Genomic DNA, 20,817 nt, shown 5'->3' on the forward strand with positions numbered 1-20,817 from the left:
TTGATCCCCAGCGCGGCTCGAATTGCGCCAGCCGCCACACCGCAAATCCAATCCATGCAGCCGATCCCCTGTGGGAGCTGTCGAGCTTTAGCGAGGCTGCGAAAGCGGAGTGTCAGGCACTGAATAAGTCGGCAGTGCCGCCGCCTTTGCATCCTCGCCGGGGCTCGACAGCTCCCACATTTGATCCCCCGCGCGGCTCGAATTGCGCCAGCCGCCACACCGCAAATCCCACCTGCCACAGCCGATCCCCTGTGGGAGCTGTCGAGCTTTAGCGAGGCTGCGAAAGCGGAGTGTCAGGCGCTGAATAAGTTGGCAGTACCGCCGCCTTCGCAGCCTCGCCGGGGCTCGACAGCTCCCACATTGATCCACAGCGCGGCTCGAATTGCGCCAGCCGCCACACAGCAAATTCCACCTGCCACAGCCGATCCCCTGTGGGAGCTGTCGAGCTTTAGCGAGGCTGCGAAAGCGGAGGGCCAGGCGCTGAATAAGTTGGCAGTGCCACCGCCTTCGCAGCCTCGCCGGGGCTCGACAGCTCCCACATTTGATCCCCAACGCTGCTCAAATTGCGCCAGCCGCCACACCGCAAATCCAACCCATGCAGCCGATCCCTTGTGGGAGCTGTCGAGCTTTAGCGAGGCTGCGAAAGCGGAGTGTCAGGCACTGAATAAGTTGGCAGTGCCACCGCCTTCGCAGCCTCGCCGGGGCTCGACAGCTCCCACATTTGATCCCCAGCGCGGCTCTAATTGCGCCAGCCGCCACACCGCAAATCCAACCCATGCAGCCGGAGCTGTCGAGCTTTAGCGAGGCTGCGAAAGCGGAGTGTCAGGCACTGAATAAGTTGGCAGTGCCACCGCCTTCGCAGCCTCGCCGGGGCTCGACAGCTCCCACAGTTGAGCTGCGGTGCGGCTCAAATTGCGCCAGCCGCCACACAGCAAATTCCACCTGCCACAGCCGATCCCCTGTGGGAGCTCTCGAGCTTTAGCGAGGCAGCGATAGCGGTGGGTCAGGCGAAGAAAATATCAGCAGTGCCGCCGCCTTCGCAGTCCGGCGCTACTTACTGCGCCTTGCTGCAATCACGCGGCGTGATGCCTTTCTCTTTTGCATACTGCGCCGCAGACGCTTCAATGATCGGCCGCAATAACCGACGATCAGCCTGCACCCAGTCGCTGATCAGGTTCCAGCGCTGGCCGTCCCATTGCTGGAAGCGCACGGCGCCGCCGCCTTCGTGGTCGGCGCAGGACAGTTTCAGCGGTTGCACCAGGCCTTTGGCGCCCAGCGCCTGCAAGCGCGCATCGTCGAGGTTCAGGTGTTCGAAGCCCCAGCGCACTTGTTCACCGCTCAAGGGGTTGTGGCCGTATTTTTCCTGCGCCAGGCGCAGGGCTTCGACGTTCAGGATGCCGTTGACCACGCCCAGGTTGTAATACACGGTGCCAAAGCGTTTGGGATCGGCGAGGTTGCCCTTGCCGGCGTCGACCACGCTGTGCTTGATGCCCTGCAGTACCGGGAAATCGGTGCCCGAAGGGTGGGTCGTGATCGAGATAAAGCCCTTGGCCGCCGCACCGGCCGGTACCACGTCTTCCTCGGAGTTGCTCCAGATATTGCCGATGATGTGATCCGCCGGGTAGCCGACCTTTTGCGCGGATTTGAGCGCCACCGGGTTCATCACGCCCCAGCCGCGCAGGATCACCCAGTCCGGCTTGAGCCGACGGATATTCAGCCACTGTGATTGTTGCTCATTGCCGGGGTGGGGTACTTCAAGCAGGGTCAGTTCGAAACCGGCATTTTTCGCCAGGGTTTCCAGCACGCCGTTGGTTTCCTTGCCGTACGGAGAACCGTGGTAGAGCACGGCAATTTTCTTACCCTTGAGTTTTTCCGCACCGCCTTCGCGTTGGCCGATGTAGTTGATGATCGCCGACACTTCCGAGTACGGGTTGAGCTGCAGCGGGAACACATAAGGGAAAACGCTGCCATCGGTGGAGTCGGTGCGGCCATGGTTGATCGTGATCAGCGGCAGCTTGTCCGCGGTCGAGCGCTCCAGCGTGGCGTAGGCGATGCCCACCGACAGCGGGTTGGTGGCCGCGGCCGGCGCGCCGTTGAGTCCGCCTTTGAGGCGTTCGTAGCACTCGACGCCTTTTTCCACTACGTACTCGGTCTCGCATTCGCTCCAGGTCAGCTTGACGCCGTTTACGCCACCCTGTGAGTTGACGTATTGCAGGTAGTCGATAAACCCCCCGAAGAACCCCGTGCCGCCGGCGGCATAGGGCCCGGCCCGGTAGCTTTGCAGGGGAAAGTACTGTTCGTTGGCGGCCTGGGCGCCGGCCGTGAGCCCGGCGGTGATCAAGGCCAGGCCCAGTGCCAGGCGGCGCAGCGATAAGCGGTGTGTCATGAAGGCGTTTCCTTGGTGGTTAGTGAGTTCAGTAACGCAGCGGCCAGACCCTGGCCCGTTGACGAAAGCGCTGCCACAGGCGAGCCAGGCCTTCCGGCTCCTTGATCAGAAAGGCGATGATCAGCGCGCCGAACAGCATCTTCTGGATGTTTTCCAACTGACCGGCATCCATCAGCCCGGTGGGCAACAGCCCGAAAAGATTGCCCAGCAGTATCGGGAACAGCACGATGAACGCAGCGCCCAGGAAGTTGCCGAGTACACTGCCAAGCCCGCCGATAATGATGATGAACAACACCTGGAATGATCGACTCAGGTCAAAACCGTGGGGCTCCACGGTGCCGAGGTAGGCAAACGCCCACAGCGACCCGGCGACACCGAGGTAGAAGCCGCTGATGGCAAACGCCAGGAGCTTGGCCTTCAACAGGCGAATGCCGATGACGGCGGCGGCTGTATCCATGTCGCGCACCGCCATCCAGTTGCGCCCCAGTTCGCTGCGCACCAGGTTTTTGCCGAGCCAGAACAGCGCCGCCACCACCGCCAGGGTCAGCAGGTAACGACCGCGCGGCGAGCTGCAATCGAGCCCGGCGATCAGCAGCGGTGGCGAGGTGATCACCCCGGAGGCGTTGTCGTTGGTAAACCAGCTGAAACGCGTGAGTACCCACTCCACCACGAACTGCGCGGCCAGTGTCGACACCAGCAGGTAAAAGCCCTTGATGCGCAGGCTGGGCAGACCAAACAGCACCGCCACCAGCGCGGCGATCACGCCGCCCAGGGCAAAACTCACCAGTAGTGGCAGGCCGGGCACGCGCAGTTGCAGGTTGTAGGCGGCAAATGCGCCCACGGCCATGAACGCTGCCGAGCCCAGCGAGAGTTGCCCGGCATACCCGGTCAGCAGGTTGAGCCCCAGGCCCGCCAGGGACAGCACCAGCAGCGGCACCAGGATCGCGCTGAACCAATAGTCGTTGCCCAGCCAGGGCACTGCAAAAAAGGCAAAGCCCAGCAGCAGCCACAGGGCGACGCGGTCCTGGCGCAAGCGAAAGGTGCGGCGCTCGGCCGCGTAGGCGGTACTGAATTGACCGGTTTCTTGATACAGCATGCAGGCATTTCCTTAAAAACGATCAGACCCGTTCGATGGCGCGCTCGCCGAACAACCCGGCCGGGCGCACCAGCAAAAACAGCAAGGCGAGGACGTAGGGCACCCAGTTTTCAATACCGCTGCCGATGATCGGGCCGAGGTAGATCTCGGCGATTTTTTCCGCCGCGCCGATGATCAAGCCACCGACAATCGCGCCGCCAATCGAGGAGAACCCGCCGATGATCAATACCGGCAGCGCCTTGAGCACGATCAGCGACAGCGAAAACTGCACCCCCAGCCGCGCGCCCCAGAGCAACCCGGCCACCAGCCCGACAACGCCTGCCACGGCCCACACCAGCGCCCAGACGCGCGGCAGGCGAATGCCTATCGCCATGGACGCCAGCGGGTCATCGGCCACCGCGCGCAACGACAGGCCCACCCGCGTCTTGTTGAACAGCAGCGACAGCACGATCACCAGCGCCGCAGCGGTGCCGGCGGCAAACAGGTCGAACTGCGACAGCAGCATGCCGCGAATTTCCAGCGGCTCATCGGCGATGCCCAGGTCCAGGCCGTGCACCTGGGCGCCCCACAGAAATTGGGCGAACCCCTCGATCAGATAGGAAAGCCCCAAGGTGGCCATGAACAGGATGATCGGCGGACGATTGACCAGCGGTCGCAGCACCACTTTTTCGATCAGCAAGGCCAGCACCACCATGCTCGCCAGGGTCAGCACGAAGGCCAGCGCAAAAGGCACGCCGCGCTCGAGCAGGCTGACAAAGGTCAGCGCGGCGAACAGCACCATGGCGCCCTGGGCAAAGTTGAAGACGCCGGACGCCTTGTAGATCAGTACAAAACCAATCGCCACCAGGGAATACATCACCCCGGCCAGCAAGCCGCCGATCAGCACTTCGAAAAAAAATTGCATGTTCAGGTCCCCAGGTAGGCCGCGATCACATCGGGGTTGGCGCGCACTTGCTCCGGGGTGCCGTCGCCAATCTTGCGCCCGTAGTCGAGCACCACCACGTGGTCGCACAGGCCCATGACCACGCCGATATCGTGTTCGATCAGCACCACGGTGGTCCCCAATTCACGGTTGATGTCGCGGATGAACTGGCTCATCTGCGCCTTCTCCTGGGCGTTCATGCCGGCCATGGGTTCATCGAGCAGCAACAGGTTGGGTTCGGATGCCAGGGCACGGGCCAGTTCGACGCGCTTTTGCAGACCGTAGGGCAGGGTGCCCACCAGTACATGGCGCCAGGGATGGATCTGCAAAAACGCGATCACTTGTTCTGCGTGCAGGCGGTGCGCATCGTCCTCGCGCGGCGCACGGCCCAGGCGCAGCATTTGCTCGATCCAACTGCTGCGGCGCTTGAGGTTGCGCCCCGTAAGCACGTTGTCGAGCACGCTCATGCCCTTGAACAGCGCGATGTTCTGGAAGGTCCGTGCGATGCCGCCTTCGGCTGCCTGGTGCGTGCGCATGCGCCGGCGGGTCTGGCCGGCGTAGCGGATGCTGCCGCTCTGCGGGTGATAGACCCCGTTGATCACGTTGAGCAATGAGCTTTTACCCGCGCCGTTGGGGCCGATCAGCCCGCAGATGTCGCCCGTTTTTACCTCGAAGCTGATGGCGTTGATGGCCTTGATCCCTTTGAACGACAGGGAGATGTCATCGAGCCGCAGTAATACTGAATCAGAGGGTGCGTGCATGGAGGGCTCGGGACAGTAAGTGGTCGGTGGAGGCCTGGCGCGTGGAGGGTTCCTGCCAGTTGCCGGGATGAATGCCCAGCGCGCCAAAGAAGGCTGCGCTCTGCGGACTCAGCGCTGGCCCGACCAGCAAGGGCACGCGCAGGCGGCTCATGCCCAGCACATCCAGCAAGGGCCGGCGTACCAGCCAGTGGCCAAGCCAACGCCGTAGCGGTGACGGCGTCGGCTGCATGCCCCAGCGGTACACCCCGTGGCTGAACGTGCCCGGCAGCGGCAGGCGTTCCTGCACCGATTGCGCCAGGCGCGCATAGGATTCCCGCGTGCCCAGCACCAGGGTCGGGCCCAGTTCCCGGCGGTCGGTATCGCGGGTGGCCAGGGCCTCTGGAAAATTCAGGCGAAAGCCAGCGTGCAGCCAGGGCGCGAGCAGGTAGCGCGCCTGCCCGCTGGCGGCGAATACCCGCGCCGCCAGGGCTTCGTCGTCGCCCCTCACATGGGCTTGCGCCACCAGCGTGCGTGCGCCCGCGAGCAATTGCGCATGGGTCAATTGCAGAGTGGTTTGGGCGTGGAACACAAAGGCGGGCGCGCTGGATTCAGTGGCGCAGGCCGGCGCAACGGCGTCAGCGCTTAAATCGGCATAGGCGATCAAATCGGCCTGTGGCGCGTGTTTCAGGCCGCGTCCGTCGAGGTACAGCGTCACACCGCGTTCACGGAGCTGTTGCAGCGCTTCCAGGTTTTCTGCCAGTACGAAGCCGGGTTTGAGGTTTTCCAGCAGCCCACGGTTGTCGTCGTCGGGATCCAGCAAGGTGACGCTGCCGCCCAGCCACTGCGCGGCCAAGGTCAATAACAGGGCTTCGGGACGGGCCTGGCTGATGATCAGCAGGTTGGCGTCGCGCTCGAAGCCAAGGGTAGACAGGCCTGCGGCGAGGCGGCCGACATCATGCGCCAGTTCGCTCCAGTTACGTTCGTGCCAGATGCCCAGGCGTTTGTAGCGCAGGGCAATCGCCGACCCTCGGGTGTGAGCCTGGTGCAACAGCGCCTGGGGCAGTGTCTGGGGCATGGGTGCATCCTTCGAAGTGATGCGAAGGTGTTTGCACGCGCCATGCCAGGCGGATAAAAGCTTTTATTTCAAAGGCATACGGTTCTCATGCGGGGAGGGGGCATGTGTTGATTCAGCACAAGCTGTCCAGGCACTGTTGTTGCGCCAACACCATGGTCAACGGGGTTCACGCCGGAATCAGCCCCGCGTCCCGATAGCTCTGGACCAGTTCGTCGAACAGCCGCAGATCGGCGCGCTTGCGGCTGCGCCGAGGTCGAGCTCTATCAAAACGCCGAATGGGGCCTGCGCATGCGCGACAAGGCGGTGCGAGGCATGCGCTACTTCGACGCCGTGCTCAAGTCCCGGCCCTACGTCGCGGGCAATGAGTTTTCCATGGCGGACATCGCCGTGCTGGGCGGCATGATCTTCGCCGCGCTGGTGGAACTGCCGGTACCGGCCGAATGCGAGGCTTTGCAGGCCTGGCTTGCCAGGGTGAACGAGCGGCCTAGCGTTCAGGCGTGGCGCGAGATGGTGGCGCAGCCGCGTTAACGGCGATGGCTTGCATGGCCGCCGTGAGACCGGCTGTGGCGCTGGAGAGAGGCGGCGGGCCGGACATGACAAGTCCGGCCGCTGCGCTCATGGACGCCTGGGCCAGCGCGACCACTGATGCGCCAGCCTCATAGGCCTGATCGGCGGCTCTGGCGATGGTTGTCAGGTAAGCGTCGATGTCACTTGCCTTGAACAGGCTCCATGCGCCTGCAACCAACTGCACATCGATCACTGCGTTCGATTGCCTTGCGGCCTTGTGGAAAAGCCGCGATGTAGTCTCAAGCGTGGTTTCGACGGCGCAGAGCACGACGATCTTGTTGCCGGAACGAATCGCCTGGGTTGCCAAGGCTTCATCCGTTCTCAAAATAGGCACCTGGGCGCCTGCCGGGATGCTTTCAATCGAAGGGCCCAAGGTAGAACAGGTGAGTACTACCACATCGGCGCGCCGGGCAAGGGCAAGCAGCGCCGATGCGGTTGATTCGGCAATTTCGTCGGTGAGATGGCCGGCGTGTTCCGCCGCAGCCAGCAGGTCTGCACGCACTTCATGGAGTATCACTTCGGGGTCGATTCCCAGCGCCTTCGCGGCCGTATCAAACACGCCGATATTGCTGGTTGCGGTATGCAGGCAGGCGATTCGCATGGGTGGGTTCCAGTGCTTGAAGTCGCGTTAAGATGCCCCTGTACCTCGCTTTGATCAAGTTCATCTGCCGCATGCGCTCTGGCTGGACGAATTCAGGTCAGCCCATGCCCTGCAGTGAAAGGGCCTGCTCCCGGACGGGTGAAACGCAGGCCAAATGTGGGAGCGGGCTTGCTCGCGAAAGCGGGGTATCAGTCGATACATGCATGACTGACACACCGCTTTCGCGAGCAAGTCGAATCGTCGCACCGCCGCTCCCACAATTAAATCGCAATAAGCCCGCTAAATACTTTTCGCCTGGCGGGCCGTCACTAGAGCAAGCTCCCTTGAATGAAGGTGTGTTTCAACCCCGTGCATGGCTGTTGCGTTCACAGTAAACCAGGATTTTGTCAGCCTCGCATACCCTGGCATAGTCCATCGCCAGGTTGCTCAACGACAACGCATGCATATCCTCGGCCGGCCACAGGCGCCCGGATAAATCGCTTTGATCGAACGTGTAGCAGGCGTCTGCAACCACCGTCACCTCAAAACCCAGGTTGCCGCCAGAACGCGCTGTTGCCTCGACTGAGTTGTTGGTGATCACACCGACGATCACCAATTGCCGGATCGAGCGCGCGTGCAGCCAGCGCTCCAGTCCGCTCGCCGCAAAGGCATCCGGAACGTTCTTCTCCACCACATGCTCATGCGCGAGTGGCTGCAGCGCAGGCTGAAACTCACAACCGGGCTGGCCCGGCCAGAATACCGAGCCGGGGGCGCGGGATATATGCCGGATATGAACGACAGGGCGGCCGGATTGCCTCCATGCACCGAGCAAACGCTCCATTTGCACTTCGGCATCCGGGTTGTTGCGCCGCCCCAGTTTCGGCTGGTTCATGCCTTGCTGCATGTCGATGATCAGCAGTGCTGCGTTGGTGGCTGGCGGTTGCATGGCACGTCCATTTGCGTGTGAGGCTCGAAACATATCAGCCATGGTGTGTGTCTATACAGCGATTTTTTGAACGGCTTCGTCCCCAGCGCGGGGCAAGCCCGCTCACTACAAGTTTCACTGGCGGAATCTGCCCAAGGCCGGGGCTTGATGAACAAAACATTGCAGATCACCAACCGTTACTGCTTTGAACAACTGGGTCTGCACCGAATCATGGCCAATCACTTACCCCGCAATGTGCGAAGTGAGCGTCTTCTGGCGTCGCTGGGTTTTGAAAGGGAAGGGTATGCGCGGGCGTATTTGAAAATTGCCGGGGTTTGGGAAGACCCTATTTTGAGAACGTTGATCAACCCCGGTGAAAACGGTTGATTGGAGTTGAGCACCTGTTGTGTGGGTGTCTCATCCCGTGCCTGCCTGTGGACGATTTACGGGTTAGAACGCGGCCAAATGTGGGAGCTGGCTTGCCTGCGATGTAGACGCTGCGGTGTATCAGGCGTACCGAGTTGATGCCATCGCAGGCAAGCCAGCTCCCACAGAAAAGCGCGCTTCGTGGAAAAACCGGCGCCCGTCGGCCATGAGGACGGGGCCGGAAGGCCCTTGTCAGCGATTGAACCGCTCAACCAACGCATATTGAGTGGCCGCTGTATTGGTCAGCTCCTTGCTCAGGTCCGTGGACTGATGCGCCTGTATCGACGTCTGGTCGGCCAGTTCAGCGATGGTGGTGATGTTGCGGCTGATCTCTTCGGCCACGGCGCTCTGTTCCTCGGTGGCGGCGGCGATCTGGGTGGTCATGTCGGTGATGTGCGACACGGCCTCGCTGATGCCCACCAGCGCCTGGTCGGCTTCCAGTACCCAGGCCACGCCTTCCTGGGCTTGGCGCTGGCCGTTTTGCATGCTGTGCACGGCGTTGTTGGACGACGTTTGCAATTGGGTGATCAACGCGTGGATCTGCGTGGTGGATTGCGAGGTGCGTTGGGCCAGTTGGCGCACCTCGTCGGCCACCACCGCAAAGCCCCGGCCTTGTTCGCCAGCACGCGCGGCTTCAATCGCGGCATTGAGGGCCAGCAGGTTGGTCTGGTCGGCAATGCCCTTGATCACATCCACCACGCTGCCGATTTCGTCGCTGTCCTTGGCCAATTGCGCCACGGTGGCGCCGGTCTCGCCCACCACGGCGGACAGGCGTTCGATGGCTTCGCGGGTATCGCGCGCCACTTCACGGCCACGGCTGGTCAGCACGTTGGCTTGCTGGGTGGCATCGGCGGTGCGCTGTACGTGGCTGGAGACTTCCTGGGTGGTGGCGGCCATCTGGTTGACGGCGGCCGAGACTTGTTCGGTTTCGACGCGCTGGCGGTCCAGGCCCTTGGAACTGGCGGTGGCCAGCTTGTCGGACTGCCCGGCCAGGGCGCTGAGTTGTTCGGCACTGTCCTGCAAGCGGGTGAGGCAGGTTTTCAGGCGCGAGGTCTGGCTGAGAAATGCGGTTTCCAAGCGTCCCTGGGGCCCGCGGGTGTCGCTGTACATTTGCGCGATCAACGCATCCGACGTTGACGGCTCGACACCCTGCAACAACCGCAAGGTACCGCCTTGACGCCAGTGCGAGCAGAGCAGACCCACCGGCAGCGCCACCGCGACGGCCACGGCAATGGCCACCGGTGCACTGAGGAACAGCCCGGCGAGGCTGCCGGCCAGCCCGGTTGCCGCATACGGCACGCAGCTCATGACGGCCGGCAGCCAGGCATCCTGGCGCGGCACGCCCGGCTTGCCCTGGCTGATGCGGCGGTACAGCGCCTGGGCGCGGCGAACTTCGTCGGCGCTGGGCTTGACCCGCACTGACTCGAAGCCCACCACGCTGCTGCCTTCGTAGATCGGCGTGACGTAGGCGTTGACCCAATAGTGGTCGCCGTTTTTCGAACGGTTCTTGACGATGCCCATCCACGGCAGGCCTTGCTTGAGCGCACTCCACATGTGCGCAAACACTGCCGGCGGCACATCGGGATGGCGCACGATATTCTGCGGCGCTCCGATCAGGTCATCACGTTCAAAACCGCTGATATCGACAAAGGCGTCGTTGCAGTAAGTGATGTTGCCCCGCACATCCGTGGCGGAAATGAGTTTTTGCTGAGGCGCGAGGGAAATCTCGCGCTGTGTTACCGGCTGGTTGTTGCGCATTCGGCTGCTCCCTGAATTACCTGAAGGTCATCGGCACCATTTGGGATAAGTTGATGACTGATTGTCGGACGGTATTCAGGGCGCGACGCAAGGGCTCAAGGACGCGAAGCAATCTCATCCAGATGCTGCAACAGATCCAGCGGGTCTTCGTAGACGCGCAGGGCGCCGGCACGCTCAAGCTCACCAATGTCATAGCCGCCGGACAACAGGCCAATGCCGGTGGCTTTTGCACGACGCGCGGCGAGCATGTCCCAGACCGCATCGCCGATCACCAGGCACTCGTCGATCGGTACCCGCATGCGCTCGGCGGCGGCGAGAAACAGGTCCGGGTCGGGCTTGCCGTAGTTCACGTCATCGCGGGTAATGATGTTGACCTGCTCGATGTCCAGCTGCAGCGCCTTGAGGTTGATCTTGGCGGTATCGACACCGCCGCTGGTCGCGATGCACCAGTTGAGGCCGGCCTCGTTGAGGGTCTCGAGCAACTGCAGCGCACCGGGCAGCGCAATGATCTGGCCCTGCAAGCGTGCGTAGGCCTCGGCATGCAGGTCTTCGAGACGCCGGGCTTGCTGCTCGCTGATGTCCAGCCCGGTTTCACGGGACAGCGACTTCAACATCAGCCCGCCGCTCATGCCGATCCTGCGGTGAACGCGCCACATCGCCAAGGGGATGCGCTCGGCGTCCAGCGCTTCTTTCCAGGCGGCGACGTTTTGATAGACGCTGTCGGTCAGGGTACCGTCCAGGTCGAAGATAAATGAAGTTTGCGGTCGCATGGGGCTGTTCTCCAATCAAAACGGGGTGATGGGATATCAGCTTGAGTGACATCACGTGGGTTGGAGTGCCCTGGAGTTTGGGGGTTCGATTTTTCGCACGGCGGCCCGCATAGCGCAAAAGCCTGAACTTTGCGCGCAAACCCCTCATAATGGCGGCCATTTTGTCTACCCGTTATTCTGGTGTGCCCCCATGGAAATCAAGGTCAACTTTCTCGACAACCTCCGGCTCGAAGCCAAGTTCGATGACTTCACGGTGATTGCCGACCAGCCGATCCGCTACAAAGGCGATGGCTCGGCACCGGGGCCCTTCGATTACTTCCTGGCGTCGTCGGCGTTGTGCGCGGCGTACTTCGTCAAGCTTTACTGCAGCACGCGCAACATTCCCACGGACAATATCCGCCTGTCGCAGAACAACATTGTCGACCCGGAAAACCGTTACAACCAGATCTTCAAGATCCAGGTGGAATTGCCAGCGGACATCAGCGACAAGGATCGCCAGGGCATCCTGCGCTCCATCGACCGTTGCACCGTAAAGAAAGTGGTGCAGGCCGGGCCTGAGTTCGTGATCGAAGAGGTCGACAACCTCGACGCCGACGCCCAGGCGCTGTTGATGCCGGCCGCTGCCGGCGCGACACCTACCTACATCGCCGGCAAGGACCTGCCGCTGGAACAGACCATTGCCAACATGTCGGCGATCCTGGCCGGCCTGGGCATGAAGATCGAAATCGCCTCGTGGCGCAACATTGTGCCCAACGTGTGGTCGCTGCATATCCGCGACGCGCATTCACCGATGTGCTTCACCAACGGCAAGGGCGCGACCAAGGAGGGCGCCTTGGCGTCCGCGCTGGGCGAGTTTATCGAGCGGCTCAACTGCAACTTCTTCTATAACGATCAGTTCTGGGGTGAGGAATTGGCCAATGCGCCGTTCGTGCACTACCCGGACGAGCGCTGGTTCCAGCCAGGCCCCGATGACGAACTGCCCAGCGAAATCCTCGATGCGTACTGCCTGAAGATCTACAACCGCGACGGTGAACTGCGCGGCTCGCACCTGTTCGACACCAATTCCGGGAACGAAGCGCGCGGTATCGTGTCGCTGCCGTTCGTGCGCCAATCGGACGGCGAGGTGGTGTACTTCCCGTCCAACCTGATCGAAAACCTCTACCTCAGTAACGGCATGAGCGCGGGCAACACCTTGGCTGAAGCCCAGGTGCAGTGCCTGTCGGAGATCTTCGAGCGCGCGGTGAAGCGTGAAATCATCGAAGGTGAGTTCGCTTTGCCGGATGTGCCGGCCGAAGTGCTGGCCAAGTACCCGGGGATTCTCGCCGGGATCCAGGGCCTGGAAGCCCAGGGCTTCCCGGTGCTGGTAAAGGACGCGTCCCTGGGCGGTGAGTTCCCGGTGATGTGCGTGACCTTGATGAACCCGCGCACCGGCGGCGTATTCGCCTCCTTCGGTGCGCACCCAAGCCTGGAAGTGGCGCTGGAGCGCAGCCTTACCGAACTGTTGCAAGGCCGCAGTTTCGAAGGCTTGAACGACCTGCCGCAGCCAACCTTCGAAGGCCAGGCGGTGACCGAGCCGAACAACTTCGTCGAGCACTTCATCGACTCCAGCGGGGTGGTGTCGTGGCGCTTCTTCAGTGCCCAGTCGGACTATGAGTTCGTCGAGTGGGATTTTTCGGGCGAAGGCGAAGACTCCAATGCCCAGGAGGCCGCCACCCTGTTCGGCATTCTCGAAGGCATGGGTAAAGAGTCCTACATGGCGGTGTATGAACACCTGGGCGCGACTGCGTGTCGGATCCTGGTGCCGGACTACTCGGAAATCTACCCGGTGGACGACCTGATCTGGGACAACACCAACAAGGCGCTGTTTTTCCGCGCGGACATCCTCAACCTGCACAGCCTGGATGACGCCGAGTTGCACGCGCTGGTCGAGCGCCTGATCGAAAGCGAGCTGGACGACTACACCGACATCACCACCTTGATCGGCATCGAGTTCGACGACAACACCGTCTGGGGCCAGCTCACCATCCTGGAGTTGAAGCTCCTGATCTTCCTGGCCTTGAAGCAATACGAAGAGGCCAAGGAGTGCGTGGAAATGTTCTTGCAGTACAACGACAACACCGCCGACCGCGGCCTGTTCTACCAGGCGATGAATGCGGTGCTGGAGATGGAACTGGACGATGACCTGGACCTGACGGACTACGAAGCCAATTTCCGTCGCATGTTTGGTAACGAGCGCATGGACGCGGTGATTGGTTCGGTCAACGGCAGCGTGCGTTTTTATGGCTTGACGCCGACCAGCATGAAGCTGGAAGGGCTGGAGCGGCATCAGCGCTTGATCGAGAGCTACAAGAAGCTGCACGCGGCACGTGCCACCATCACTTCAGCCTGACGCAAATTGCTGTGGGAGCTGGCTTGCCTGCGATGCTGACAGCTCGGTACATCAGGCGTACCGAGTTGATGCCATCGCAGGCAAGCCAGCTCCCACAGGTGATCGGGTTCTACCTGTCAGATGTGTGCCAAGGCCTGGGCCAGGTCGGCACGCAGATCTTCCAGATCCTCAACCCCCACCGACAGCCGCACCAAACCATCACCAATCCCAAGTTGCGCACGCGTGGCCGCCGGGATGCTCGCGTGGGTCATGATCGCCGGGTGTTCGATCAGGCTTTCCACGCCGCCGAGGCTTTCGGCCAGGGCGAATACCTTGACGTTTTCCAGGAAGCGCCTCGCGCCGGCCAGGTCGCTGTTCAGGTCGATGGAAATCATCCCGCCAAACCCGTGCATCTGCCTGCGGGCCAGCTCGTGCTGCGGGTGCGTTGCCAACCCTGGGTAGTAAACCCGCGCCACTTGCGGTTGCTGTTCCAGCCAGGTGGCCAGTTGCAGGGCGTTGCTGCAATGGCGTTCCATGCGCAGCGCCAGGGTTTTCACGCCGCGCAGGGTCAGGAAGGCGTCGAAGGGGCCCGCGATGGCGCCGACCGAGTTCTGCAGGAAACCCAGGCGTTCCGCCAGCGCGGGGTTGTCGCCGACGATGGCGATGCCGCCGATCACGTCGGAGTGGCCATTGAGGTATTTGGTGGTCGAGTGCACCACCACATCAAACCCCAGCTCCAGCGGGCGCTGGACCCAGGGGCTGGCGAAAGTGTTGTCGGCCACGCAGAGGATGCCGCGATCACGACAGATGCGCGCGATGGCGCTGAGGTCGGTGAGGCTCAGCAGCGGGTTGCTTGGGGTCTCGACCCAGACCATGCGGGTGTCGTCCTGCAAGCTGGCCTCAAACGCCGACAGATCACTCAGGTCGACATAGCTGAAGCGGTGCCCGGCGCTGCGTTGGCGCACCTTGTCGAACAGGCGGAAGGTGCCACCATACAGGTCATTGCCGGACACCACGTGGGCGCCGGCGTCGAGCAATTCCAGCACCGTCGAAATCGCCGCCAGCCCGGAGGCAAACGCGAACGCCTGGCTGCCGCCTTCCAGGTCCGCCACGCAGCGCTCCAGGGCAAAACGCGTGGGGTTGTGGGAACGGCCGTAGTCGAACCCCTTGTGTACACCGGGGCTGTCTTGCAGGTAGGTGGAGTTGGCGTAGATCGGCGGCATCAGCGCGCCCGTGGTCGGGTCGGGAGATTGCCCGGCGTGGATCACACGGGTGGCAAATGCGCTTTTATCGGTCTGGCTCATGCAAGGGACCTCCGTAGATGGTTGAGCAGGTCGACGCGGGTGATCAGGCCGTGGAAGCCCGTGGCGTCGGCAATAATGGCGACCAGGCCGCGATCCAGCTCTGCCTGCAACTCGCCAAGGCTGGCGCTGGGGGGCAGGGTTCGCAGGGAGTTGGTCATGGCGCTGGCGACGATCATTTTGAAATGCGCGGCGTCTTGATGCAGGCCCAGCAGGATGTCGGATTCATCGATCACACCGACCAGTTCACGGCCGTCCACCAGCACCGGCAGCTGTGAAACGTCCGCCAGGCGCATGCGCTGGAACGCGGTGAGCAAGGTGTCGTCAGGGCTGACGCTGATCACGCGGCCGTCTTCGAAGCGCCGCGCGATCAGGTCACGCAGGTCGCCGTAGTGCTTGTATTGCAGCAGGCCCGCGTCGTTCATCCATTGGTCGTTGTACACCTTCGACAGGTAGCGCGTTCCGGTGTCGCAGACAAAGGTGACCACGCGCTTGGGCGCGGTCTGTTCGCGGCAATAGCGCAGGGCCGCGGCCAGCAGGGTACCGGTGGATGAACCGCCCAGAATGCCCTCGGCCTTGAGCAACTGGCGGGCGTGATCGAAGCTTTCCTCATCGCTGATGGAATAGGCGTGACGCACGCTGGACAAGTCGGCAATCGACGGGATGAAGTCCTCGCCGATGCCTTCCACCGCCCATGAACCGGGCGTTTCCAAGCGGCCGCTGCGGCTGTACTCCGCCATCACCGAGCCGACGGGATCGGCGAGCACCATGGCCAGCTCGGGCTGCACGCGTTTGAAAAAACGGCTCAGGCCCGTGAGCGTGCCGGCCGAGCCGACACCCACCACAATCGCGTCCAGGTCATGCTGGGTTTGCGCCCAGATTTCCGGCGCGGTGCCGGTCTCATGGGCCAGCGGGTTGGCCGGGTTGTTGAACTGGTCGGCAAAGAAAGAGTCGGGAATATCCTTGGCCAGGCGCGCGGCGACATCCTGGTAATACTCGGGGTGGCCCTTGCCCACGTCCGAGCGGGTGATATGCACCTCGGCGCCCATGGCCTTGAGGTGCAACACCTTTTCGGTGGACATTTTATCGGGCACCACCAGGACGACGCGGTAGCCCTTGGCCCGGCCGACCAGCGCCAGGCCCAGGCCGGTGTTGCCGGCGGTGGCTTCGATAATGGTGCCCCCGGGGCGCAGGCGGCCGTCACGTTCGGCCGCGTCGATCATGGCCAGGCCGATGCGGTCCTTGATGGAACCACCGGGGTTTTGCGATTCAAGCTTGAGAAACAGCGTGCAGGGGCCGGTATCGAACCGGCTGACCCGAACCAGCGGTGTGTTGCCGATCAGTTCGAGGACGGCGGGGCGGGGAAGGCTGGGCATGTCGTCACCTGAATACGGATGGGATGGACAGCAAAAGGCAAAGCATGGGATCGACGATAGGCCGGGATCGGGCAGGTCGCAACCGGACAGTCCGCAGGCTGTCTTTTTTTGGCGCATTGCCGGCCAGGTTTGCCCGTGGCGGCCTGCTAGTCGATCGAGCCCTGTCAGGTGTAAGTCGATCCCCTGTGGGAGCTGTCGAGCCCCAGCGAGGCTGCGAAGGCGGCGGCAATGCTGGCATATTCGTCGCCTGACCCACCGCTTTCGCAGCCTCGCTAAAGCTCGACAGCTCCCACAGGGGATCGGCTTTTGTCGGTTGGATTTGCGGTGTAGCGACTGGCGCCCTTTTCAGCAGCACCGCAGCTCAACTGTGGGAGCTGTCGAGCCCCAGCGAGGCTGCGAAGGCGGCGGTACTGCTGGCATTTTCTTCGACTGACCCACCGCTATCGCTGCCTCGCTAAAGCTCGAGAGCTCCCACAGGGGCCGGCTTTTGTGGGTTGGATTTGCGGTGTGGCGACTGGCTCCTTTTTCAGCAGCACCGCAGCTCAACTGTGGGAGCTGTCGAGCCCCAGCGAGGCTGCGAAGGCGGCGGTACTGCTGGCATTTTCTTCGCCTGACCCACCGCTATCGCAGCCTCGCTAAAGCTCGACAGCTCCCACAGGGGCCGGCTTTTGTGGGTTGGATTTGCGGTGTGGCGACTGGCTCCTTTTTCAGCAGCACCGCAGCTCAACTGTGGGAGCTGTCGAGCCCCAGCGAGGCTGCGAAGGCGGCGGTACTGCTGGCATTTTCTTCGCCTGACCCACCGCTATCGCAGCCTCGCTAAAGCTCGAGAGCTCCCACAGGGGCCGGCTTTTGTGGGTTGGATTTGCGGTGTGGCGACTGGCTCCTTTTTCAGCAGCACCGCAGCTCAACTGTGGGAGCTGTCGAGCCCCAGCGAGGCTGCGAAGGCGGCGGTACTGCTGGCATTTTCTTCGCCTGACCCACCGCTATCGCAGCCTCGCTAAAGCTCGACAGCTCCCACAGGGGCCGGCTTTTGTGGGTTGGATTTGCGGTGTGGCGACTGGCTCCTTTTTCAGCAGCACCGCAGCTCAACTGTGGGAGCTGTCGAGCCCCAGCGAGGCTGCGAAGGCGGCGGTACTGCCAACGTATTCGTCGCCAGACACACCGTCTTTGCAGCCGCCGTTGCCGATCATTGCATTCCAGTGGCCTCTAGACGGGCAGTTGATAGAAGTCGGCAAGTTCGTCCCTGGTCATCGCTCAAGCCCTACGCGCCATCAACAACACCGTCGCCGCCGCCGACAACAAGCCCGCGCAGCAGCGATTGAACAGGCGCTTGCCACGCGGCTCGGCAAACCAGCGACGCATGTGCAGGCCCATATAGGCGTACGCGCTGATGGCGACCCATTCCAACAGCAGGAACAACGCGCCCAACAACGCGAATTGCGCAGTGATCGGCTCGCCGGGCACCACGAATTGCGGCAAAAAGGCGGTGAAGATCAGGATCGCCTTCGGGTTGCCCGCCGCCACCAGAAACTCCTGACGCGCCAACGCCCAAACGCCCACCCTGGCCGTCGCCGATTGCGCCTCCACATCCGGATTAGCCCGCCACAGTTGGTACGCTAAATAAAACAAATACGCCGCGCCCAAAATCTTGATCCCGTAGAACAACAGCTCCGAGGTTTGCAACACCACCGCCAAGCCGGCCGAGGCTAGGGCGATCATGCCGGCGAAGGCCAGCAGCCGGCCAATACCGGCCAGGCATGAGGTGCGGTAGCCGTAGCGGGTGGCGTTGCTGACCGACAACAGGTTGTTCGGGCCGGGCGCCATGTTCAGGGCGAAGCAGGCGGGGAGGAAGAGGGCGAGGGTGGCGAGGTCCATGGCGGCTCCGGGTTCGCGTGGGCGGGAGATGCGAGGATAAGGGCAGTGGAGGCGGTTGGACAACGTGCGCGTTGGGACTTCGACGACACCAACGCGCACGTATCAACTTAGCTCTGGCTTGTAGGCGCTTCTTCGGTGGTTGCAACCTCGGCACGTAAACGTTGACCGATAATGTCCATCACGTCACAGCCGTCACGCAATGGGATTGCCAACAATTGCGCGAAGTCGGAAAGCACGACGGTGTCAGCTTCCAATTCGCTTCGAAGGGCAATGTTTTCCAATACCTGAGTCACGGTGCGTATGCGGTAATCCGCCATCGCTTGCAGTACATCCAGTGGGGCTTCTGAATCAATCAGTAGAGATGCGGGAACCAGATCGATTCCAGTGAGGGGGATGTATCTTTCCATTTTGAAACTCCGATAAGTGCAGTGGTTAACCGCCACTCAGTCGTCGCCAAACGATGGGGTGGCAGCTGTACGCAGGTTGGCGAACCGGTATCGGAGAACCCGGCAGACCCGAAGGTCTCCCGCGCACAGCCACCATCAAGGCAGCTTTGCAGGCGTGCAACAGCATCCACAAAAAGCGCAGTGCTTTTGCATCCGATAGACAGGTCGCCAAACCTGATCGCCATATGGGCGACGGGGCGGACTATAAGCGGCATTGGGTTTTGGGGGGGGGCAACCGGAAGGTTGTAAACGATATGGAGATGGCGGATATCCGGCCCTCAAACTCCCTCCCTCAGAGTTACTTCGGATTCATGAAGTAGGGTCTGGAGCTTTTCGTTTTTGTGTTTAAAAAGAATGTTTTTTGACTGTTCAGGCTAAAGTGATTCAGGATAAATATTATTTTTAAAAAATGAGTAATAGGGGTTTACCAATGAATGAGCTTCCGCTGGTATATCAATACGATAGATGCGACTTCTTTTTTTTAGGTGTGGGTCGAGCTGGGCGCTGCCCTATTACTGGAAAAATTCAACTTTCCGATGGTTTTTCGACCTTTGACCCGCCGCCATCTTTTGCTACCGACGGTGATCAAATCGCCGTATTCCTGCCTGTCGAAAAAATTTGGGTAATGCGCCCCAATAAATTCTGGATTCCGGAAATAATCCCCTACGAGGTAGATCTAGAAAATCCTATTGATGGTCAAATTAGCTTTCGTCAGTATCCTGCTGCTTCGCTGTGCCGCTTCCCTGGTGTACCCAGAATTTTATATCCGCCTAAGCACTCAATGGCTTTATCGGCCAGATTGAAATACATGGAAAGTCGCCTTCAAGAGGTGCTGCGTCTTGATAGTTTGAACAGGCAAGGATTTTTAATGAGTATGGAAGATCATTTCTATGAAAAATTTTCGACCGAAGAATTGATCCTTAATATGAAGCGAGTTGTAGATGAAATATTTATGAATGAATGGGTAAGGCTTGAAGGGCAATCATCTCAGTTTCTGCTAGATCATGTAATACGAGTTTGCGAGCTTCAAGATATTGATAAGCTTCCCGCAAGCCTAACAAAAACTCATCTCATATTAATGAGAGAAGATGATTCGCTTTTTTTCAAGGTGTTGACAGATCTGCGCAATTCATTTGTTCACCATTTTCCAGTAGCAGAAACCTATAGTCTGTATGGCATGCATCGGCCTACAGTCAATACTCTACATGTGCCCAAAGGTAAACTAACAGATATTAGGCTAATAACCGTCTGCCTAGAGGACTTGGTGAAGTCGTTTAATCGTTTTTTAATTAGAATGTTTGGAGAGTAAAGTAGGGAAAAGGCTGACTCTGGCCTTTCTAAATTAATAGATGCATGAGCGGAAGCATCGAAATATTTTTCGATGCTTGCAAACGAAAATAAGTATGTGTGTATTTGGGCGTTAGTTTTTTGTTAGTTGTATTTTTTGTATTAAGACTCACCATTTTGTGATTTTTTGTACCAGTCCCAAAAACCTTTGGCTATCCAGCCCTGTCTTTCGGAAGTGTCAATTTTAAGAATCAATAAGACCCCGTCTGGGTCAACCAATGGCCTTAGTCGTGTTTGCCATTTTTCAACTTCAGATGTGCTTTTTACTACCCAGCAACAGGGGGCGTATTTATACCAATCTAATGATAAATTTATTTTTTCTTCAATTTGGGCTGCTGTGACGCCCTTTTTTGCTCGCAAATAAATATGATAGAAGGAAGTCATTTCTTATCTTCCTTGATTTTTTGTTGAGTAGTGCTTTCTTGGTCGGGCAATAAAGCAATTTCCAGGTTTGCAGACGAACCCTCAATTGGTTCTGGTTGTATTGGTTTTTTTTCTTCCGCTGTTAGGGTGTGATGCGATTTGCTTGCGTGTATAATTTGTTCGTGAACTATGAATTCTGCTCCTTCTAATAATGCTGCTTGCGGGTTGCGATCCGCAAAATTAATTAATCTCCACAGCAAGGAAAATGCTAAAAGAAAAACTGCAGCTAATGCAGCAGCTGAAATCCAGATATTTTTTACAGACCAAGCTATTAACGCGAAAGAAAGCGAGGTGAACACAACGGCAAAAGTGATTTTGCCAACAACTCCGCCTCGCAAAGTGACTTTTGTTAATCCTTCTATGGCTTTGTCAAAACTAAACGGCAAGTTCAAATAAATTTTCCTTCCCTAGTTTGCTGTTAGGCCAGATTGTTGGC

The 20,817-nt window shown here is 60.2% G+C and carries 18 protein-coding genes and 2 pseudogenes; 4 read left to right on the plus strand and 16 right to left on the minus strand.

Features of this window, described 5'->3' with window-relative positions; all coding sequences use genetic code 11:
• Positions 1–1,054: 1,054 nt before the first annotated feature.
• The 5 genes from BLL36_RS22795 to BLL36_RS22815 are packed head-to-tail and all read right to left on the minus strand — an operon-like array spanning position 1,055 to position 6,219.
• Positions 1,055–2,386 (minus strand): ABC transporter substrate-binding protein, encoded by a 1,332-nt coding sequence (locus tag BLL36_RS22795; RefSeq protein WP_076953796.1) that lies wholly within the window; start codon positions 2,384–2,386, stop codon positions 1,055–1,057.
• Positions 2,387–2,414: 28 nt separating this feature from the next.
• Positions 2,415–3,482: a branched-chain amino acid ABC transporter permease gene (locus BLL36_RS22800; RefSeq protein WP_076953798.1), complete on the minus strand. Its 1,068-nt coding sequence runs from the start codon at positions 3,480–3,482 to the stop codon at positions 2,415–2,417.
• Between the two features lie 22 nt (positions 3,483–3,504).
• A complete protein-coding gene (locus BLL36_RS22805) occupies positions 3,505–4,386 on the minus strand; it encodes a branched-chain amino acid ABC transporter permease (protein ID WP_076953799.1) in 882 nt (293 codons plus the stop codon).
• Positions 4,387–4,388: 2 nt separating this feature from the next.
• The gene (locus BLL36_RS22810) at positions 4,389–5,165 is read right to left on the minus strand and encodes an ABC transporter ATP-binding protein (protein ID WP_076953801.1); all 777 of its coding nucleotides are present in this window, start codon (positions 5,163–5,165) and stop codon (positions 4,389–4,391) included.
• Complete coding sequence (locus BLL36_RS22815; RefSeq protein ID WP_076953803.1) at positions 5,149–6,219, minus strand: AMP-binding protein; 1,071 nt, start codon at positions 6,217–6,219, stop codon at positions 5,149–5,151. The genes BLL36_RS22810 and BLL36_RS22815 overlap by 17 nt, the downstream gene beginning before the upstream one ends.
• A 249-nt stretch (positions 6,220–6,468) precedes the next feature.
• Between BLL36_RS22815 and BLL36_RS22820 the strand changes: the two are divergent.
• A pseudogene (locus BLL36_RS22820) lies at positions 6,469–6,747 on the plus strand (glutathione binding-like protein); the annotation flags it as partial.
• Here BLL36_RS22820 and BLL36_RS22825 read toward each other — a convergent pair.
• Positions 6,704–7,387 (minus strand): aspartate/glutamate racemase family protein, encoded by a 684-nt coding sequence (locus BLL36_RS22825; RefSeq protein ID WP_076953805.1) that lies wholly within the window; start codon positions 7,385–7,387, stop codon positions 6,704–6,706. The pseudogene BLL36_RS22820 and the gene BLL36_RS22825 overlap by 44 nt on opposite strands.
• Positions 7,388–7,727: 340 nt before the next feature.
• A complete protein-coding gene (locus BLL36_RS22830) occupies positions 7,728–8,312 on the minus strand; it encodes a cysteine hydrolase family protein (RefSeq protein ID WP_076953807.1) in 585 nt (194 codons plus the stop codon).
• Positions 8,313–8,405: 93 nt separating this feature from the next.
• Between BLL36_RS22830 and BLL36_RS22835 the strand changes: the two are divergent.
• A pseudogene (locus tag BLL36_RS22835) lies at positions 8,406–8,678 on the plus strand (GNAT family N-acetyltransferase); the annotation flags it as partial.
• A 231-nt stretch (positions 8,679–8,909) separates the two neighbouring features.
• Here BLL36_RS22835 and BLL36_RS22840 read toward each other — a convergent pair.
• Positions 8,910–10,475, minus strand: coding sequence for a methyl-accepting chemotaxis protein (locus tag BLL36_RS22840; RefSeq protein WP_076953809.1), 1,566 nt, complete (start codon positions 10,473–10,475; stop codon positions 8,910–8,912).
• Between the two features lie 95 nt (positions 10,476–10,570).
• A complete protein-coding gene (locus BLL36_RS22845; protein WP_076953810.1) occupies positions 10,571–11,245 on the minus strand; it encodes an HAD family hydrolase in 675 nt (224 codons plus the stop codon).
• A 190-nt stretch (positions 11,246–11,435) separates the two neighbouring features.
• Here BLL36_RS22845 and BLL36_RS22850 point away from each other — a divergent pair, with 190 nt between their 5' ends.
• Positions 11,436–13,634: an OsmC domain/YcaO domain-containing protein gene (locus BLL36_RS22850; protein ID WP_076953812.1), complete on the plus strand. Its 2,199-nt coding sequence runs from the start codon at positions 11,436–11,438 to the stop codon at positions 13,632–13,634.
• 116 nt (positions 13,635–13,750) lie between these two features.
• Here the strand turns inward: BLL36_RS22850 and BLL36_RS22855 are convergent, their stop codons facing one another.
• The 5 genes from BLL36_RS22855 to BLL36_RS22870 form a co-directional block, all read right to left on the minus strand.
• Positions 13,751–14,917 (minus strand): cystathionine gamma-synthase, encoded by a 1,167-nt coding sequence (locus BLL36_RS22855; protein ID WP_076953814.1) that lies wholly within the window; start codon positions 14,915–14,917, stop codon positions 13,751–13,753.
• Positions 14,914–16,290 carry a pyridoxal-phosphate dependent enzyme gene (locus tag BLL36_RS22860; RefSeq protein WP_076953816.1) on the minus strand — a complete coding sequence of 459 codons (1,377 nt, stop codon included), beginning with the start codon at positions 16,288–16,290 and terminating at the stop codon, positions 14,914–14,916. The genes BLL36_RS22855 and BLL36_RS22860 overlap by 4 nt, the downstream gene beginning before the upstream one ends.
• 1,085 nt (positions 16,291–17,375) lie before the next feature.
• Positions 17,376–17,525, minus strand: coding sequence for a hypothetical protein (locus BLL36_RS31095; protein WP_157697312.1), 150 nt, complete (start codon positions 17,523–17,525; stop codon positions 17,376–17,378).
• Positions 17,526–17,544: 19 nt separating this feature from the next.
• A complete protein-coding gene (locus BLL36_RS22865) occupies positions 17,545–18,165 on the minus strand; it encodes a LysE family translocator (protein WP_076953818.1) in 621 nt (206 codons plus the stop codon).
• 107 nt (positions 18,166–18,272) lie between these two features.
• A complete protein-coding gene (locus BLL36_RS22870) occupies positions 18,273–18,572 on the minus strand; it encodes a hypothetical protein (RefSeq protein ID WP_076953819.1) in 300 nt (99 codons plus the stop codon).
• Between the two features lie 469 nt (positions 18,573–19,041).
• On the opposite strand from BLL36_RS22870, the gene BLL36_RS30715 reads away from it, so the two are divergent.
• Positions 19,042–19,920 carry a hypothetical protein gene (locus BLL36_RS30715; RefSeq protein WP_130925965.1) on the plus strand — a complete coding sequence of 293 codons (879 nt, stop codon included), beginning with the start codon at positions 19,042–19,044 and terminating at the stop codon, positions 19,918–19,920.
• 140 nt (positions 19,921–20,060) lie between these two features.
• Here BLL36_RS30715 and BLL36_RS30720 read toward each other — a convergent pair whose 3' ends face one another.
• Positions 20,061–20,342, minus strand: a complete 282-nt coding sequence (locus BLL36_RS30720; RefSeq protein WP_130925966.1) for a hypothetical protein — start codon at positions 20,340–20,342, stop codon at positions 20,061–20,063.
• Positions 20,339–20,773: a hypothetical protein gene (locus BLL36_RS30725; RefSeq protein ID WP_130925967.1), complete on the minus strand. Its 435-nt coding sequence runs from the start codon at positions 20,771–20,773 to the stop codon at positions 20,339–20,341. The genes BLL36_RS30720 and BLL36_RS30725 overlap by 4 nt, the downstream gene beginning before the upstream one ends.
• Positions 20,774–20,817 lie beyond the last annotated feature (44 nt).

Source organism: Pseudomonas cedrina subsp. cedrina (assembly GCF_001983175.1).
In the GTDB taxonomy this organism is placed as follows: domain Bacteria; phylum Pseudomonadota; class Gammaproteobacteria; order Pseudomonadales; family Pseudomonadaceae; genus Aquipseudomonas; species Aquipseudomonas cedrina.

Bases quoted from the DNA above. Each gene is read 5' to 3' on its own strand.
- BLL36_RS22815 (WP_076953803.1), bottom strand. From the start codon at position 6,219: ATGCCCCAGACACTGCCCCAGGCGCTGTTGCACCAGGCTCACACCCGA.
- BLL36_RS22845 (WP_076953810.1), bottom strand. From the start codon at position 11,245: ATGCGACCGCAAACTTCATTTATCTTCGACCTGGACGGTACCCTGACC.
- BLL36_RS22855 (WP_076953814.1), bottom strand. From the start codon at position 14,917: ATGAGCCAGACCGATAAAAGCGCATTTGCCACCCGTGTGATCCACGCC.
- BLL36_RS22870 (WP_076953819.1), bottom strand. From the start codon at position 18,572: ATGGAAAGATACATCCCCCTCACTGGAATCGATCTGGTTCCCGCATCT.
- BLL36_RS22850 (WP_076953812.1), top strand. From the start codon at position 11,436: ATGGAAATCAAGGTCAACTTTCTCGACAACCTCCGGCTCGAAGCCAAG.
- BLL36_RS22840 (WP_076953809.1), bottom strand. From the start codon at position 10,475: ATGCGCAACAACCAGCCGGTAACACAGCGCGAGATTTCCCTCGCGCCT.
- BLL36_RS22865 (WP_076953818.1), bottom strand. From the start codon at position 18,165: ATGGACCTCGCCACCCTCGCCCTCTTCCTCCCCGCCTGCTTCGCCCTG.
- BLL36_RS22795 (WP_076953796.1), bottom strand. From the start codon at position 2,386: ATGACACACCGCTTATCGCTGCGCCGCCTGGCACTGGGCCTGGCCTTG.
- BLL36_RS22800 (WP_076953798.1), bottom strand. From the start codon at position 3,482: ATGCTGTATCAAGAAACCGGTCAATTCAGTACCGCCTACGCGGCCGAG.
- BLL36_RS22830 (WP_076953807.1), bottom strand. From the start codon at position 8,312: ATGCAACCGCCAGCCACCAACGCAGCACTGCTGATCATCGACATGCAG.
- BLL36_RS30720 (WP_130925966.1), bottom strand. From the start codon at position 20,342: ATGACTTCCTTCTATCATATTTATTTGCGAGCAAAAAAGGGCGTCACA.
- BLL36_RS30715 (WP_130925965.1), top strand. From the start codon at position 19,042: ATGAATGAGCTTCCGCTGGTATATCAATACGATAGATGCGACTTCTTT.
- BLL36_RS22810 (WP_076953801.1), bottom strand. From the start codon at position 5,165: ATGCACGCACCCTCTGATTCAGTATTACTGCGGCTCGATGACATCTCC.
- BLL36_RS22825 (WP_076953805.1), bottom strand. From the start codon at position 7,387: ATGCGAATCGCCTGCCTGCATACCGCAACCAGCAATATCGGCGTGTTT.
- BLL36_RS22860 (WP_076953816.1), bottom strand. From the start codon at position 16,290: ATGCCCAGCCTTCCCCGCCCCGCCGTCCTCGAACTGATCGGCAACACA.
- BLL36_RS22805 (WP_076953799.1), bottom strand. From the start codon at position 4,386: ATGCAATTTTTTTTCGAAGTGCTGATCGGCGGCTTGCTGGCCGGGGTG.